This window comes from Frondihabitans sp. PAMC 28766, assembly GCF_001577365.1.
Lineage (GTDB): Bacteria > Actinomycetota > Actinomycetes > Actinomycetales > Microbacteriaceae > Frondihabitans.
Genome location: NZ_CP014513.1, coordinates 1,223,716 through 1,239,330 on the forward strand (window position 1 = coordinate 1,223,716; position 15,615 = coordinate 1,239,330).

Annotated in this window: 18 protein-coding genes and 1 pseudogene; all 19 read left to right on the plus strand. The window is 66.1% G+C overall.

Annotated elements, in window-relative coordinates; translation table 11 throughout:
* The first annotated feature begins 8 nt into the window (after positions 1 to 8).
* The 19 genes and pseudogenes from pilM to rpsC all read left to right on the plus strand — a co-directional run bounded on the left by pilM (position 9) and on the right by rpsC (position 15,615).
* Positions 9 to 1,058, plus strand: a complete 1,050-nt coding sequence (gene pilM, locus AX769_RS05960; RefSeq protein WP_066277052.1) for a type IV pilus assembly protein PilM — start codon at positions 9 to 11, stop codon at positions 1,056 to 1,058.
* A gap of 290 nt (positions 1,059 to 1,348) precedes the next feature.
* Positions 1,349 to 2,140: a hypothetical protein gene (locus AX769_RS05965; protein ID WP_157887482.1), complete on the plus strand. Its 792-nt coding sequence runs from the start codon at positions 1,349 to 1,351 to the stop codon at positions 2,138 to 2,140.
* 2 nt (positions 2,141 to 2,142) lie between these two features.
* Entirely contained in the window at positions 2,143 to 2,970 is an 828-nt protein-coding gene (locus AX769_RS05970) for a hypothetical protein (protein WP_066277055.1), read from the plus strand.
* A 167-nt stretch (positions 2,971 to 3,137) separates the two neighbouring features.
* A complete protein-coding gene (locus AX769_RS05975; protein WP_066277057.1) occupies positions 3,138 to 3,632 on the plus strand; it encodes a DUF6121 family protein in 495 nt (164 codons plus the stop codon).
* 400 nt (positions 3,633 to 4,032) lie between these two features.
* Positions 4,033 to 4,407 (plus strand): 30S ribosomal protein S12, encoded by a 375-nt coding sequence (gene rpsL / locus AX769_RS05980; RefSeq protein ID WP_055964941.1) that lies wholly within the window; start codon positions 4,033 to 4,035, stop codon positions 4,405 to 4,407.
* Complete coding sequence (gene rpsG / locus AX769_RS05985; RefSeq protein ID WP_055964944.1) at positions 4,407 to 4,877, plus strand: 30S ribosomal protein S7; 471 nt, start codon at positions 4,407 to 4,409, stop codon at positions 4,875 to 4,877. Before rpsL ends, rpsG begins: the two co-directional genes overlap by 1 nt.
* A gap of 87 nt (positions 4,878 to 4,964) precedes the next feature.
* Complete coding sequence (gene fusA, locus AX769_RS05990) at positions 4,965 to 7,079, plus strand: elongation factor G (protein WP_066277059.1); 2,115 nt, start codon at positions 4,965 to 4,967, stop codon at positions 7,077 to 7,079.
* Between the two features lie 159 nt (positions 7,080 to 7,238).
* Positions 7,239 to 8,429 carry an elongation factor Tu gene (gene tuf, locus AX769_RS05995; RefSeq protein ID WP_066277062.1) on the plus strand — a complete coding sequence of 397 codons (1,191 nt, stop codon included), beginning with the start codon at positions 7,239 to 7,241 and terminating at the stop codon, positions 8,427 to 8,429.
* A gap of 147 nt (positions 8,430 to 8,576) precedes the next feature.
* Positions 8,577 to 8,789, plus strand: a complete 213-nt coding sequence (locus AX769_RS06000; protein ID WP_066277066.1) for an Rv0909 family putative TA system antitoxin — start codon at positions 8,577 to 8,579, stop codon at positions 8,787 to 8,789.
* 106 nt (positions 8,790 to 8,895) lie between these two features.
* Positions 8,896 to 9,870, plus strand: coding sequence for a DNA topoisomerase IB (locus AX769_RS06005; protein ID WP_066277068.1), 975 nt, complete (start codon positions 8,896 to 8,898; stop codon positions 9,868 to 9,870).
* A gap of 84 nt (positions 9,871 to 9,954) precedes the next feature.
* Positions 9,955 to 10,749, plus strand: coding sequence for a DarT ssDNA thymidine ADP-ribosyltransferase family protein (locus AX769_RS06010; RefSeq protein WP_066277070.1), 795 nt, complete (start codon positions 9,955 to 9,957; stop codon positions 10,747 to 10,749).
* A 565-nt stretch (positions 10,750 to 11,314) separates the two neighbouring features.
* The gene (rpsJ, locus tag AX769_RS06015) at positions 11,315 to 11,623 is read left to right on the plus strand and encodes a 30S ribosomal protein S10 (protein ID WP_055964962.1); all 309 of its coding nucleotides are present in this window, start codon (positions 11,315 to 11,317) and stop codon (positions 11,621 to 11,623) included.
* A gap of 14 nt (positions 11,624 to 11,637) precedes the next feature.
* Positions 11,638 to 12,290: pseudogene (gene rplC / locus AX769_RS06020) on the plus strand (50S ribosomal protein L3).
* A gap of 3 nt (positions 12,291 to 12,293) precedes the next feature.
* Positions 12,294 to 12,956, plus strand: coding sequence for a 50S ribosomal protein L4 (rplD, locus tag AX769_RS06025; RefSeq protein ID WP_066277075.1), 663 nt, complete (start codon positions 12,294 to 12,296; stop codon positions 12,954 to 12,956).
* Positions 12,953 to 13,252, plus strand: a complete 300-nt coding sequence (gene rplW / locus AX769_RS06030; protein WP_066277077.1) for a 50S ribosomal protein L23 — start codon at positions 12,953 to 12,955, stop codon at positions 13,250 to 13,252. Before rplD ends, rplW begins: the two co-directional genes overlap by 4 nt.
* Positions 13,253 to 13,271: 19 nt before the next feature.
* Entirely contained in the window at positions 13,272 to 14,111 is an 840-nt protein-coding gene (rplB, locus tag AX769_RS06035) for a 50S ribosomal protein L2 (protein ID WP_066277085.1), read from the plus strand.
* 12 nt (positions 14,112 to 14,123) lie between these two features.
* Entirely contained in the window at positions 14,124 to 14,405 is a 282-nt protein-coding gene (rpsS, locus tag AX769_RS06040; protein WP_066277087.1) for a 30S ribosomal protein S19, read from the plus strand.
* Between the two features lie 26 nt (positions 14,406 to 14,431).
* Positions 14,432 to 14,824, plus strand: a complete 393-nt coding sequence (gene rplV, locus AX769_RS06045) for a 50S ribosomal protein L22 (protein ID WP_066277094.1) — start codon at positions 14,432 to 14,434, stop codon at positions 14,822 to 14,824.
* Positions 14,824 to 15,615, plus strand: a complete 792-nt coding sequence (rpsC, locus tag AX769_RS06050) for a 30S ribosomal protein S3 (protein ID WP_066277097.1) — start codon at positions 14,824 to 14,826, stop codon at positions 15,613 to 15,615. The genes rplV and rpsC overlap by 1 nt, the downstream gene beginning before the upstream one ends.

The following is a 15,615-nucleotide window of genomic DNA, read 5'->3' on the forward strand; positions in this document are numbered from 1 at the left end:
ACCCCCTCATGAGTAAGTCCATCGTCGGCGTCGACATCGGTGCAGCCTCGCTGCGCGCGGTGGAGATCGCCAATCCGACCTCGGCCCGGCCCACCCTCGTGCGCTTCGGCGAGGTCCCGCTGCCCGCCGGCAGCGTCAGTCGCGGCGAGGTCGTCGAGCCGCAGGCCGTCGCCGCCGCGCTGAAGACCCTCTGGTCACAGGCCGGCTTCAAGAGCAAGGAGGTCGTGCTCGGCATGGGCAACCAGCGCGTGCTGGCCCGCGACCTCACCGTCGCCAAGGCATCGAAAGCCAGGATCAAGGAGTCCCTTCCCTTCCAGGTCCAAGACATGCTGCCCGTGCCTGTCGCGGATGCTCTCCTCGACTTCTACCCTGTCTCCGAAAGCATCGGCGAGCACGGCCCCGTCATCAACGGCCTCCTCATCGCCGCGGTCAAAGACGCCGTGCTCGGCAACGTTCGCGCTTCGAAGCTGGCCGGCCTGAACGCGGTCGGCGTCGATCTCATCCCGTTCGCGGTGTCGCGGCTCCTCGTCAACCGCTCGAACAGTAAGGGCACAGTCGCTTTGATCGACATCGGGGCTTCGACCACCTCGGTCGTCCTGCTGTCCGACGGCGTGCCGCAGTTCGTCCGCATCATTCCCTCGGGCGGCGACGACGTCACGACCGACCTCGCAACCCGCCTCGAGATCCCTCTCGAGCTCGCCGAGGGCGCGAAGCGCTCCCTCGGCCTCGTCGCGTCGTCCACCACGAAAGAAGACAAGACCGCCTCGTCGGTCATCTTCGAGACGGTCAACGAGCTGCTCGGCAGCCTTCGCAATACCGTCAGCTACTACGCCAACACCCGCCCCAGCGAGACGGTGAGCCACATCGTCCTCACCGGAGGCGGAGCGCAGATGATCGGGCTGCCTGAGGCGCTCGCCGAGGTCACCCGCATGGAGGTCGTCATGGGCGACCCCCTCAGCGGCATCACCGTCGGCCGATCGGTGTCCGAACAGACCCTCCGCCCGAACGTGTTGTCCCTGACCACCGCGCTCGGCCTGGCTCTCGGGAGTGCAGCATGAAGTTCTATCTGACGAAGAGCGCGCAACGCGCGGCCGAGTCCGGGCAGGCCCCCGTCAAAACCGCGAAAGGACCGAAGGTCGTAGCGGAGAAGGCCCCGAAGCCCGAGAGGACACCTCGCGCAGCGAAGCAGTCCCGTGCTCCCAAGGAACCTCGTGCTCCGAAAGTGCCGCGCGCGGCCAAGGTGGCCTTGGCCCCGGCCGTCGTCTCCCCTGAGCCCCTGACCACAGCGGCGGCCCAGCAGCCAATTGCGGCTCCCCTGGTACAGGTACCGTCGACGCGGGAGGCCGTGGTGCCAACGACGTCTGTGCACGCTTCATCCGCTGCCACCACGACCGCCGTGCTCGAGGCCCCTGCGGCTCCAAGCATCGAGTCTCCTGCTCTGCCTGCTCCTACCCTGAAGGCCGCGAGGCCCGTGAAGGCAGCGGCCGCACCGAAGGAAAGGAGGGGCTTCATCGCCATCGGCGGCCAACCGCGCGTCGATCTCCTCCCGCTCGAGGTGCGCGCCGAGCGGAAGGCCGGCCTCGTTGTCCGCCGCGCGTGGCTCGGCGTCGCAGCTGCCGTTGTTCTCATGGGCATCGTCACGGGCGCCTCCACTCTCTACGCGAACAACGCGACGACCTCGCTCGCGTCCACGCAGGCTGAGACCACCGCGCTGACTACTCAGCAGAGCAAGTACTCCGCGGTCAAGACGACGCAATCCGAGGTCGGTCTCATCCAGGCGGCCCAGTCGGTCGGCGGTTCGACGGATGTCGACTGGGCGGGTTACCTCGAGAAAGTGGCTCTGACGGTTCCGACAGGCGTGTCGGTGACCTCCCTTTCGGTCAGCTCCACATCGCCCGTCCTCGCCCTCGCTCAGCCCATGTCTCCTCTTCAGGGCCAGCGCGTCGCAACACTCTCCTTCGAGATCACTGCGACATCGCTTCCCGCGATCACGACCTGGCTGAATACGCTTCCGACGCTCAAGGGCTACGTCGACGCTTCTGCAAGCAGCGCGTCGTCCGAGTCGGGCGGTTACACGGCCAGTGTCACGCTTCACATCAACCAGAAGGTCTTTACCAACACCTACACGAAGGGCAACTGACCATGGACCGCAATCGTCTCCTCATGATCGGCGCGGCCCTGGCCGCAGTCGTCGTGATCGCCGGTGGGTTCTTCCTCGGTGTCTCACCTCAGCTGAAGGCTGCGCAGACAGCGCAGGCAAACCAGGCGAGCACCCTGGTTCAGAACACCACGCTGGCGACGAACCTGACCACCCTGAAGAGCCAGTTCTCCAAGCTCGACTCGCTTCAGGAGCAGCTGGGTGTGCTCAAAGCCTCCGTGCCTGGCGCCGCCGGATCGGCCGCGTTCATCGCAGAGGTCAACTCCATTGTGAAATCAAGCGGCGTGCAGCTCAACTCTCTGACAATCGGGGATGCGAGTGCTTACGTGCCGCCGGTCAGTACATCGACCGCGACGGCAGCCGGCACATCGACGGCCTCGCCGTCAGCATCAGCGTCAGCGTCTGCTTCGGCCTCGGCCACCCCGACTGCTACGGCCGCTCCCACCCCGACCGCCCCCACATTGGCGACCTCCCCGCTCATCACGGCAGCGAACTTCTCCGATCTGCCCGTCACGGTCGACATCACGGGCACGTACACGCAGGGTCTCGCATTCATTCAGGGCCTTCGTAAGGGGCAGCGCCTCTTCGTCTCGTCGACGATCGGCTACGGTGCCGCGGCAACGACAGGCACCGGTGCATCGACCAGCAGCACCTCGACGGCCGCCACGTCGACGCTCGACTGGAACATCACCGGCCTGATCTACGCGCTGACCGACACGTCGACCGGCACGCAGACCTCCCAGACGGCGACGTCGACCGCCGCCGGCGCCACCACCGGCACGTCGTCGCCCGACGCCGCCGCGGGCAAGTAGCCCGGGCGGCCCCCAAGCCGCCACGGACCGGTCGGAGGTCCCGATCGACCGGCCCGTGGCACCTACCACCTCTAAACCCCCGAGGTCGGCAAGCGCGCAATGCCTAGGCATTGCGCGGCTGCCGGCCGAGGGGGTTTAGCGCAGCCAGCGCCGCGTAGCCTGGAGCGATGTCCCGCGGCCTCCTCGTCTTCATGGCGACGGTGACGCACTTCGCGCTCGTCGTGCTGACGGCGGGGCTCATCTTCTACGTCACCGACGACGACGTGATCGTCGAGCGGGACGCCGGCACTCTTCTCGGGCCGGCGATGGTGCTGGGGTCGATGGCGACCGTCTTCTTCGCGCTGGCGCGGCGCTTCGGGGTCGAAGACCGCGACGTGCGCGAAGGCTCAGGAGCCGACGGCGTCAGACACCGCCGGATCCTGCCGCTCGCTCTTCTCACCGCGCTGGCGAGCTACGTGCTGATGCTCGTGATCGGCAGCCTGATCTACTCGTTCGAGCGCAACGAGGCGGTCTGGCTGGTGCTCTTCGCGGGGCGCTACTCGCACAGCCCGTTCGTCGTGGTCACCTCGATCTGGGCCGGAGTGGTCGTCACGGTCTTCCTCGTGCTCGCCCGGGTCGAGACGGCGCGGCAGCAGCGCGACGGGCGCCACGACGATCTGTGAGCCTCGGAGACAGCGAGTTCGCCCACAGCGGCACCTCCGCCGCGTGGTTCTGCGCCCTCGCGTTTGATTAAGGCCCCGGCCGCGGCTATTCTTGCTCGGGTGTGCGCTTTACGGCGCGCCCAGATTTCTGCCGAGTTACCGAAGCAGAAACGCCGTCTCTTCGGGGTGACGAACTTCTCGTCACGTCGAGCGGGCCCCGCGATTGCGCCCATGATGCATCACTGCATCCATAGTGCGTCGCTACGGGGGAGATGCGCGACCACAACACTCCGAGCAATACGAAGTGTGACGGCCGTGCTCCAGAGATGAGGAATCCTGCCGACCGGGTAGGCCAGAACCGCAGGAAGTGCTGCACCGCAGCGAAACGCCTGCACCGAGAAGTACGAATCCAGGAGAACCAGTGCCAACTATTCAGCAGCTGGTCCGCAAGGGTCGCACGCCGAAGGTCGTCAAGACCAAGGCTCCCGCCCTGAAGGCCAACCCCCAGCAGCGTGGCGTGTGCACCCGTGTGTACACCACCACCCCCAAGAAGCCGAACTCGGCCCTCCGCAAGGTCGCCCGTGTGAAGCTCTCGAACGGCACCGAGGTCACCGCGTACATTCCCGGTGAAGGCCACAACCTGCAAGAGCACTCGATGGTGCTCGTGCGCGGCGGTCGTGTGAAAGACCTCCCCGGTGTCCGCTACAAGATCGTTCGCGGCGCCCTCGACACCCAGGCCGTCAAGAACCGCAAGCAGGCTCGCAGCCGCTACGGCGCGAAGATGGAGAAGAAGTAATGCCTCGTAAAGGTCCCGCTCCCAAGCGCCCTGTCGTCGCAGACCCCGTCTACGGCGCCCCCATCGTCAGCCAGCTGGTCAACAAGATCCTGCTCGACGGCAAGAAGGGGCTCGCCGAGCGCATCGTCTACGGTGCTCTCGCCGGCGTCTCCGCCAAGAACGGCCAGGACGCCGTCGCCACGCTCAAGAAGGCGCTCGACAACGTGCGCCCCACCCTCGAGGTGCGTTCGCGCCGCGTCGGCGGCTCGACCTACCAGGTCCCCGTCGAGGTCAAGCCTCACCGCGCCAACACCCTGGCTCTCCGCTGGCTCACCAGCTACGCCAAGGCCCGTCGCGAGAAGACGATGACCGAGCGTCTCATGAACGAGATCCTCGACGCGTCGAACGGTCTCGGCGCCGCTGTGAAGCGTCGTGAAGACACGCACAAGATGGCCGAGTCGAACAAGGCCTTCGCGCACTACCGCTGGTAACAGCTCTGCGGGTGGCGAGCGGTGCCCACAAGGCCCCGCCCGCCCCCGCAGCAACCACACTCTCTAACCCCCCAATCGGAGGAACCCGTGGCACAGGACGTGCTCACCGACCTGAACAAGGTCCGCAACATCGGCATCATGGCGCACATCGATGCCGGCAAGACGACCACCACCGAGCGCATCCTGTTCTACACGGGGATCACCCACAAGATCGGTGAAGTCCACGACGGCGCTGCCACCATGGACTGGATGGCGCAAGAGCAGGAGCGTGGCATCACGATCACGTCCGCTGCGACGACGTGCTTCTGGAACAAGAACCAGATCAACATCATCGACACCCCCGGCCACGTCGACTTCACGGTCGAGGTCGAGCGCTCGCTTCGCGTGCTCGACGGCGCCGTCGCGGTGTTCGACGGCAAGGAGGGCGTCGAGCCCCAGTCCGAGACCGTCTGGCGTCAGGCCGACAAGTACGACGTGCCCCGCATCTGCTTCGTCAACAAGATGGACAAGCTGGGCGCCGACTTCTACTTCACCGTCGACACCATCATCAAGCGCCTCGGCGCGAAGCCACTCGTCATGCAGCTGCCGATCGGCGCCGAGTCCTCCTTCGAGGGGGTTGTCGACCTGGTCGAGATGCGTGCGCTGACGTGGCGCGGCGACGCGAAGGGTGACGTCGAGATGGGCGCCAAGTACGAGATCGAGCCCATCCCCGAAGACATGCAGGCCAAGGCCGAGGAGTACCGCGCCAAGCTTCTCGAGACCGTCGCCGAGTCCGACGACGCTCTGCTCGAGAAGTACTTCTCGGGCGAAGAGCTCACGGTCGCCGAGATCAAGGGCGCCGTCCGCAAGATGACGGTCAACTCCGAGCTCTACCCGATCTTCTGCGGCTCCGCGTTCAAGAACCGCGGTGTCCAGCCGATGCTCGACGCGGTCGTCGACTACCTCCCGTCGCCCCTCGACGTGCCTCCCATGGAGGGTCACGACGTCCGCGACGCCGAGAAGATCATCATCCGCAAGCCCGAGTCGACCGAGCCGTTCTCGGCTCTGGCCTTCAAGGTCGCGGTGCACCCCTTCTTCGGTCGTCTGACCTACGTGCGCGTCTACTCGGGTCACATCGAGTCGGGCGCTCAGGTCATCAACTCGACCAAAGACAAGAAAGAGCGCATCGGCAAGATCTTCCAGATGCACTCCAACAAAGAGAACCCCGTCGACGGCGTGACCGCCGGTCACATCTACGCGGTGATCGGTCTCAAGTTCACGACCACGGGCGACACCCTGTGCGACCCGACCGACCAGATCGTCCTCGAGTCGATGACCTTCCCCGAGCCCGTCATCGAGGTCGCCATCGAGCCGAAGACGAAGCAGGACCAGGAGAAGCTCTCGCTGGCCATCCAGAAGCTCGCCGAGGAGGACCCGACGTTCCGCGTCGAGCTCAACGTCGAGACGGGCCAGACGGTCATCAAGGGCATGGGCGAGTTGCACCTCGACATCCTGGTCGACCGCATGAAGCGCGAGTTCAACGTCGAGGCGAACGTGGGCAAGCCCCAGGTCGCCTATCGCGAGACCCTCAAGAAGGGCATCGAGCGCTACGACTACACCCACAAGAAGCAGACGGGTGGGTCCGGCCAGTTCGCGAAGGTCCAGATCGCTCTGGAGCCCTTCGAGGTCACGGCGGAGTCGACGTACGAGTTCGTCAACAAGGTCACCGGTGGTCGCGTTCCGCGCGAGTACATCGGCTCCGTCGACGCCGGCATCCAGGACGCCATGCAGGTCGGCGTCCTCGCCGGATACCCGACGGTCGGCGTTCGCGCCCTGCTGCTCGACGGTGCGGCGCACGACGTCGACTCCTCCGAGATGGCGTTCAAGATCGCCGGCTCGATCGCCTACAAGGAGGCGGCGCGCAAGTCGCAGCCCACCCTCCTCGAGCCGATCATGGCCGTCGAGGTGCGCACGCCCGAGGAGTACATGGGCGACGTCATCGGCGACCTCAACTCTCGTCGTGGCATGATCGCGTCGATGGATGACGCCAGCGGTGTGAAGGTCGTCAAGGCCAGCGTCCCGCTGTCGGAGATGTTCGGTTACGTCGGTGACCTGCGGTCGAAGACCTCGGGTCGCGCCGTCTACTCGATGACCTTCGAGTCGTACGCGGAGGTCCCCAAGGCTATCGCCGAAGAGATCATCGCGAAGAACAAGGGCGAGTAGCCCACCTCGGGCGGGCGTCCTCCACAGGGCGCACCACCCGAAATGCGGGGTCGAGCCTCGATCGCGTAGCATGTCAACACACCAATGCGCAGGGCCAGGCTGGCCAGAGACAATCTGGCCGGCACGGGCACTGCACCAGAGTCCTGAGGAGGACCCACAGTGGCGAAGGCCAAGTTCGAGCGGACTAAGCCGCACGTAAACATCGGAACCATCGGTCACGTCGACCACGGCAAGACGACGCTCACCGCGGCGATCACCAAGGTTCTGCACGACAAGTACCCCGACCTCAACACGGCGTCCGCGTTCGACCAGATCGACAACGCGCCGGAAGAGAAGGCTCGTGGCATCACGATCAACATCTCCCACGTCGAGTACCAGACCGAGAAGCGTCACTACGCTCACGTCGATGCTCCCGGCCACGCCGACTACGTGAAGAACATGATCACCGGTGCGGCTCAGATGGACGGCGCGATCCTCGTGGTCGCCGCCACCGACGGCCCGATGCCCCAGACGCGTGAGCACGTGCTGCTCGCCCGCCAGGTCGGCGTGCCCTACATCGTCGTGGCGCTCAACAAGGCCGACATGGTCGACGACGAGGAGATCATGGAGCTCGTCGAGCTCGAGGTCCGCGAGCTCCTCTCGAGCCAGGAGTTCGACGGCGACAACGCTCCCGTCATCCAGGTCTCCGCTCTCAAGGCCCTCGAGGGTGACGAGAAGTGGGCCGCCACGGTCGCCGACCTCATGGAGGCCGTCGACGTCAGCGTCCCCGAGCCCATCCGTGCGACCGACCAGCCCTTCCTCATGCCCATCGAGGACGTCTTCACGATCACCGGTCGTGGCACCGTCGTCACCGGTCGTGTTGAGCGCGGTCAGCTGAACGTCAACGAAGAGGTCGAGATCGTCGGCATCCGCCCGACCGTCAAGACCACCGTCACCGGCATCGAGATGTTCCGCAAGCTGCTCGACTCGGCTCAGGCCGGCGACAACACGGGCCTTCTCCTTCGTGGCACCAAGCGCGAGGACGTCGAGCGCGGCCAGGTCATCGTCAAGCCGGGTTCGGTCACGCCGCACACCGACTTCGATGCCAACGTCTACATCCTGTCCAAGGATGAGGGTGGCCGTCACAACCCGTTCTACGCGAACTACCGTCCGCAGTTCTACTTCCGCACCACCGACGTCACGGGTGTCATCACGCTGCCCGAGGGCACCGAGATGGTCATGCCCGGCGACACGACTGAGATCACCGTCGAGCTGATCCAGCCCATCGCCATGGAAGAGGGCCTGCGCTTCGCGATCCGTGAGGGTGGCCGCACCGTCGGCGCCGGTACCGTCACCAAGATCAACAAGTAAGACAAAAACGCCAAGCGATCCAGCAGGAGGGTCGAGCCGAGAGGCTCGGCCCTTCCGCCGTTAACCGCCCGTTTCTAGAGTTTTGGCACGGACGGGCGCATCATTGCCTGCATGGCCGGAAGTGCCGGCCGGTGAGGGAGGGCCATCATGGCGAACCTGGACGATGCGACAGCGAAAGCCAAAGAGTTCCTGAACGACAACAAGGTGAAAGACGCCTTGAAGAGCGACAAGGTCGAAGAGGTCAGCGACAGCATCCTCGGCGCCGTGGCAGGTGCTGCCGACAAGATCACCGGCGGCAAGTTCCACGACAAGATCGAAGAGGCGCGCGACGCCGCCGACAAGAAGATCGGCAACGACTAGCCACACCCCCGACTGCATCGTGAGGGCCCTCGACCCGTGCGGTCGGGGGCTCTTCGTCGTACCCCGCCGAGAAGGGCAGAAAGCGGCGCGGTGTTCGATGGGCTCCATGCCCCGTCTGCGACACACCGACCACACGAGACCAGGCGTGACCCGGGTGAAGGCCGGGCGCGGGTTCACGTACCGCGACGTGCACGGCACGACCATCTCCGACCATGAGTTGCGTGCCCGCATCGAGCACCTGGCCATCCCGCCGGCCTGGACCGACGTGTGGATCGCCCCATACGACAACGGGCACATCCAGGCCACCGGAGTCGACGCTGCCGGCCGCCGCCAATACATCTACCACCCGACGTGGCGCGAGCAGAAAGACCGCATCAAGTTCGACCGTGCCCTCGCCCTCGCCGAGTCGCTGCCCGTGGCGCGACGCTTCGTGACGCAGGATCTCCGCCGCGACGAGCCCGATCGCGAGCGAGCGCTTGCGGCCGCGTTCCGCATGCTCGACACGGGCTCGCTGCGGGTCGGCTCCGAGCGCTATGCCGAAGAGCACGGCAGTCACGGTCTCGCGACGCTGCTCTGCAGCCACGCGACCGTCTCGGGCGACACCGTCGCGCTCGACTTCCCCGGCAAGAGCGGCCAGGAGTGGGGCTCGACGATTACCGACGCCGACCTCGCCCGCGTGATCCGCTCGCTCAAGCGTCGTGGCGGTCGGGCGCGCCTGCTCGCCTACCGGCCTGAAGCCGGAGCCGCATGGCGTCCCCTCCACTCGCCCGAGATCAACGCCTACGTGAAGGAGCGTGCCGGCGACGAGTTCACGGCGAAAGACTTCCGCACCCTCCACGGCACCGTGACCGCCGCCACGAGCCTCGCGCGGACGGGCCCGCAGCCGACTCGCACCAAGCGACAGAGAGCACTCGCGCAGGCGATGCGCGACGCGTCCGAGGTGCTCGGCAATACTCCTTCGATCGCCAAGAGCAGCTACGTCGACCCGCGACTCGTCGATGCCTACCAGGCGGGCGAGACCATCGATCCTGCGCGACTCGGGTCTGCCGAGACCGAGGTGCGAGCACTCCTGTTCCGGTGATCGGGCCGGGTCACGTAACCTAGAACCTTGTGTCCGACTTACGGGCGCACGAGAGGACCCGCCCAGAGTGAATAAAGGCCCAGAGTGATCGAGTGCATCCACGGCCTGGACATCGAGCTGTGCGACATCTGCTCGCCGCGCCAGACCCCCGAGTCGCAGGAGCCGACATCGTCGTCGACCTCGACGCCCACGGTCCGCAAGGCTCCCGCAACGCGCCGCACGCCCCCTCGTGTCGCGGGCGTGAAACGCCCCCCAGCCGCTGACGCCCTGCCGAACGTCGACCTGTCGACCATGCGGGCCCACCACTGGACCCACATCGACAACCTCGAGGGCATCCTGTCCGGTGGCCTCCTGCGCGCCGCGGCGACGCCGGAGATCGACGTGAGCTCGGCCGCGCACCGCGAGAAGCGTGCGGCGGCCGTGGTGCCCTCGGGCGCCTCCGTCGCCTCGCACGTACCGTTCGCGCTGTCGCCCGACGCCACGACCTGGAACCAGGTGCGCACAGGTGCCGCCGGTGACCGCTGGTCGGCCGCCGCCCGTGAGACGCGGGCCACCGACTACGTCGTGCTCGTCGCCCCGATCAAGCTGCTCGGCAGCGATTTCGTGGTGGCCGACGGTGATGCCGCCGACGCGCTCACGCGCTTCGCGCAGGGCCCCGCCGAGGGGGCCGCGCTGGTACGTCGGGCGTCGATCGCCGATCCGACCCTTCTCAACGCCGAGATCCTGGTGCCCGACTCGGTGGACCTCATGTCGGTGACCCTGATCGGCGTGCCCAACGACCGCATGCGCGACCGCGTGAAGGCGCTGGTCACCGAGGCCGGCGGGTCGACGCCGCGCGTCGCGATCTACCCGCCGTGGTTCCGCCCGGCCGAAGACTGATCCGGCCCGGAAATTCGGGCCTCCGGGTCGCGACACGCCCGGGTTGCAGCAAATGCCGCCCTATGGCAGACTTATCTGGTTCAACATTCCGCCCTTACGGGTGAGATCACTGCCAGGCAGTGCACAGTGCTTGTGACACGACGCTCAAGAGAAACTCGCTCAGCGAGGCTCTCGAGTCGAAGCAAGAGCTGGGCCGCGGGTAGCAGGATACCTCTTCCAATCGAATCCGAAGGCGCGCAGCTCTCTGTAGTTTTCTGCAGTCTGTGCGCCGGATCCAGGAGCGACCTCCACGCGGGGTCGGTCTCGGGCCGAGAGATGGACCTCCTCGCAGGTGCATTGTGCTTGTCACAAATCTCTCCGCGGGTTCGATCACGCCGGTGAGGCAAGTGCAGCGTGCTGCATCCTCGATCGGCATTGACAGAAAAACAGTGGTGCGGCAGACGAGGCCGCTCTCGAAAGAGAGCGACTCCTGCCTACCGACACAGCAGCCCGGGCCTCGGTTCCGGAATGCGCGTCAGGCGGCCCCGTGAAGGTGCGCGACGTATACATCGAGAGAGAGTCACACATGGCGGGACAAAAGATCCGCATCCGACTGAAGTCGTACGACCACGAGGTCATCGACACGTCAGCTCGCAAGATCGTCGACACGGTGACCCGTGCCGGTGCGACCGTGGTCGGCCCCGTGCCGCTCCCCACCGAGAAGAACGTGATCGCCGTCATCCGTTCGCCCCACAAGTACAAGGACTCGCGCGAGCACTTCGAGAAGCGCACGCACAAGCGCCTCATCGACATCATCGACCCGACGCCGAAGGCCGTCGACTCGCTCATGCGTCTCGACCTCCCCGCCGACGTCAACATCGAGATCAAGCTCTAGGGGGCGACTGACAGATGGCTACCACCACCAAGAACGTCAAGGGCCTGCTCGGCAAGAAGCTCGGCATGACCCAGGTCTGGGATGCAGACAACAAGCTCATCCCGTCACCGTCGTCGAGATCTCGCCGAACGTCGTGACCCAGATCCGCACCGAAGAGAACGACGGCTACGTCGCCGTCCAGATCGCCGCCGGCCCGATCGACCCGCGGAAGGTCAACCAGCCGCGTGCCGGTCACTTCGACAAGGCCGGCGTCACGCCGCGCCGTCACCTCACCGAGGTCCGCACCGCCGACGCCGCCGAGTACGCACTCGGCCAAGAGCTCACGGTCGACACCTTCGAAGCCGGCCAGAAGGTCGACGTCGTCGGCACTTCCAAGGGCAAGGGCTTCGCCGGTGTCATGAAGCGCCACAACTTCGCCGGTGTCTCGTCCTCGCACGGTTCGCACCGCAACCACCGCAAGCCCGGCTCGATCGGTGCTTCGTCGACCCCCAGCCGTGTCTTCAAGGGCATGCGCATGGCCGGCCGCATGGGTGGCGAGCGCGTCACCGTCCTCAACCTGACCGTGCACGCCATCGACGCCGAGAAGGGTCTGCTGCTCGTCAAGGGCGCCGTCCCCGGTGCCCGTGGCCGCATCGTCTTCGTCCGCACCGCCGTTAAGGGGGCCTAACGCATGGCTACCACCACTGCAACCGCAACCACCGTCGACGTCCTCGACGCCAAGGGCGCGAAGACCGGCACTGTCGAGCTCCCCGCCGAGCTCTTCGACGTCACCGCCAACATCCCGCTGATCCACCAGGTCGTCGTCGCTCAGCTCGCCGCCGCCCGCCAGGGCACGCACAAGGTCAAGAGCCGCGGCGAGGTCTCCGGTGCCGGTCGCAAGCCGTTCAAGCAGAAAGGAACCGGTCGCGCTCGTCAGGGCTCGATCCGCGCTCCTCAGATGACCGGCGGTGGCATCGTCCACGGCCCGACGCCCCGCAACTACGCGCAGCGCACCCCCAAGAAGATGATCGCGGCCGCTCTGCTCGGTTCGCTCTCCGACCGCGCTCGTGGTGCTCGCATCCACGTCGTCGAGTCGTTCGTCGCCGACGAGATCTCGACCAAGACCGCCATCGCCCTGCTCGCCGGCATCTCGTCGAGCAGGCACGTGCTGATCGTCACCGACCGCGAAGACACGCTGACGCTCAAGAGCGTCCGCAACGTCGAAGAGGTCCACGTCATCACCTACGACCAGCTCAACGCGTACGACGTCCTCGTCTCCGACGACATCGTCTTCACCAAGAGCGCTTTCGACGGCTTCGTGGCCTCGAAGACCAAGAAGGAGGCCACCGCATGAGCGGCATCCACAAAGATCCCCGCGACATCGTCATCTCGCCGGTCGTCTCCGAGAAGAGCTACACCCTGATCGACCAGGGCAAGTACACCTTCCTGGTCGACCCCCGCTCGAACAAGACCGAGATCAAGCTCGCCATCGAGAAGATCTTCGACGTCAAGGTCGACAGCATCAACACGCTGAACCGCCCGGGCAAGACCCGTCGCACCAAGTTCGGTCTCGGCAAGCGCAAGAGCACCAAGCGCGCCATCGTGACACTCAAGTCGGGCACCATCGACATCTTCACGGCTGTCGGCTAGGGCTCGGAGGGATATAAGAATGGCTATTCGCAAATACAAGCCCACGACTCCGGGTCGCCGCGGTTCGTCCGTCGCCGACTTCGCCGAGATCACGCGCTCGACGCCCGAGAAGTCGCTGCTGCGCCCGCTGTCGAAGACCGGTGGCCGCAACAACGCCGGTCGCATCACCACGCGCCACATCGGTGGCGGCCACAAGCGCCAGTACCGCGTCATCGACTTCCGTCGCAACGACAAGGACGGCGTCAACGCCAAGGTCGCGCACATCGAGTACGACCCCAACCGCACGGCTCGCATCGCCCTGCTCCACTTCGTGGACGGCACCAAGCGCTACATCATCGCGCCGAACAAGCTGTCGCAGGGTGACATCGTCGAGTCCGGTACCGGCGCCGACATCAAGCCCGGCAACAACCTGCCGCTCAAGAACATCCCGGTCGGTACGATCATCCACGCGATCGAGCTGAAGCCGGGCGGGGGCGCCAAGATGGCCCGCTCCGCCGGTGCCTCGGTTCGTCTCGTCGCCAAGGACGGCCCCTACGCGCAGCTCCGCCTGCCGTCGGGCGAGGTCCGCAACGTCGACGCCCGCTGCCGCGCCACCATCGGCGAGGTCGGAAACGCCGAGCAGTCGAACATCAACTGGGGCAAGGCCGGCCGGATGCGCTGGAAAGGCGTTCGCCCGACCGTCCGTGGTGTCGCGATGAACCCCGTCGACCACCCACACGGTGGTGGCGAGGGCAAGACCTCCGGTGGTCGCCACCCGGTCAGCCCGTGGGGCCAGAAAGAGGGCCGCACGCGTCACCCCAACAAGGAGAGCGACAAGCTCATCGTCCGCCGCCGTAACGCTGGAAACAAGCGTAAGTAGGAGTTGTAGAAGATGCCACGCAGTCTGAAGAAGGGCCCCTTCGTCGACGACCACCTGCTTCGCAAGGTGATCGGCCAGAACGAGGCCAACACGAAGAACGTGATCCGTACCTGGTCGCGTCGCTCGATGATCATCCCGAACATGCTCGGCCACACCATCGCCGTGCATGACGGGCGCAAGCACATCCCCGTGTTCGTGACCGAATCCATGATCGGCCACAAGCTCGGCGAGTTCGCGCCCACCCGCACCTTCCGCGGCCACGTGAAGGACGACAAGAAGGGTCGCCGCCGCTAGCGCGGTGGCGAAGAAGGAGGAGAGAAATGGTGGAGTCGATCGCACGCGTGCGTCACATCCGCGTCACCCCCATGAAGGCCCGTCGCGTCGTCAACCTGATCCGCGGCAAGCAGGCCCTCGAGGCCCTGGCCATCCTGAAGTTCGCGCCCCAGGGTGCGTCCGAGCCCGTCTACAAGCTCGTCGCGTCGGCCATCGCCAACGCCCGGGTCAAGGCGGACGCGACCAACAGCTACCTCAACGACGAAGACCTCTACATCTCGAGCGCCTACGTCGACGAGGGTGCCACCCTCAAGCGGTTCCAGCCGCGTGCCCAGGGCCGTGCGTTCCAGATCCTGAAGCGCACCAGCCACATCACGGTCGTCCTCGCGACGCCGGAAGAGGCCGAAGCGGCCACGACGTCGAAGAAGGCGAGCAAGTAATGGGCCAGAAAGTAAACCCGTACGGCTTCCGTCTAGGAATCACCACCGACCACGTGTCGCGCTGGTTCTCGGACAGCACGAAGTCGGGTCAGAAGTACAGCGACTACGTCGCCGAAGACATCAAGATCCGCAACCTGCTCAAGACCTCGCTCGACCGCGCCGGCGTGGCCAAGATCGAGATCGAGCGCACCCGCGACCGCGTCCGCGTCGACATCCACACCGCCCGCCCGGGCATCGTGATCGGTCGTCGTGGCGCCGAGGCCGAGCGCATCCGTGCCGACCTCGAGAAGCTCACGAGCAAGCAGATCCAGCTCAACATCCTCGAGGTGAAGAACCCCGAGGCCGAGGCGCAGCTGGTCGCCCAGGGCATCGCCGAGCAGCTCTCCGCCCGCGTGGCCTTCCGACGCGCGATGCGCAAGGGTCTGCAGGGTGCTCAGCGCGCCGGCGCCAAGGGTGTCCGCATCCAGGTCTCGGGTCGCCTCGGCGGCGCCGAGATGAGCCGCTCCGAGTTCTACCGCGAGGGCCGCGTGCCCCTGCACACGCTGCGCGCCAACATCGACTACGGCTTCTACGAGGCCAAGACGACGTTCGGCCGCATCGGCGTGAAGGTCTGGATCTACAAGGGCGACATCACCAACAAAGAGCTCGCGCGCGAGCAGGCGAACCAGAAGTCGTCGCGCCCCGAGCGTCGTAACGACCGTGGCGGCGACCGCGACCGTGGGCCGCGTGGTGGCAACACCCGTGCCCCGCAGACGCAGGACGCACCGGTCACCGCAGGAGCTGAGGCCTAA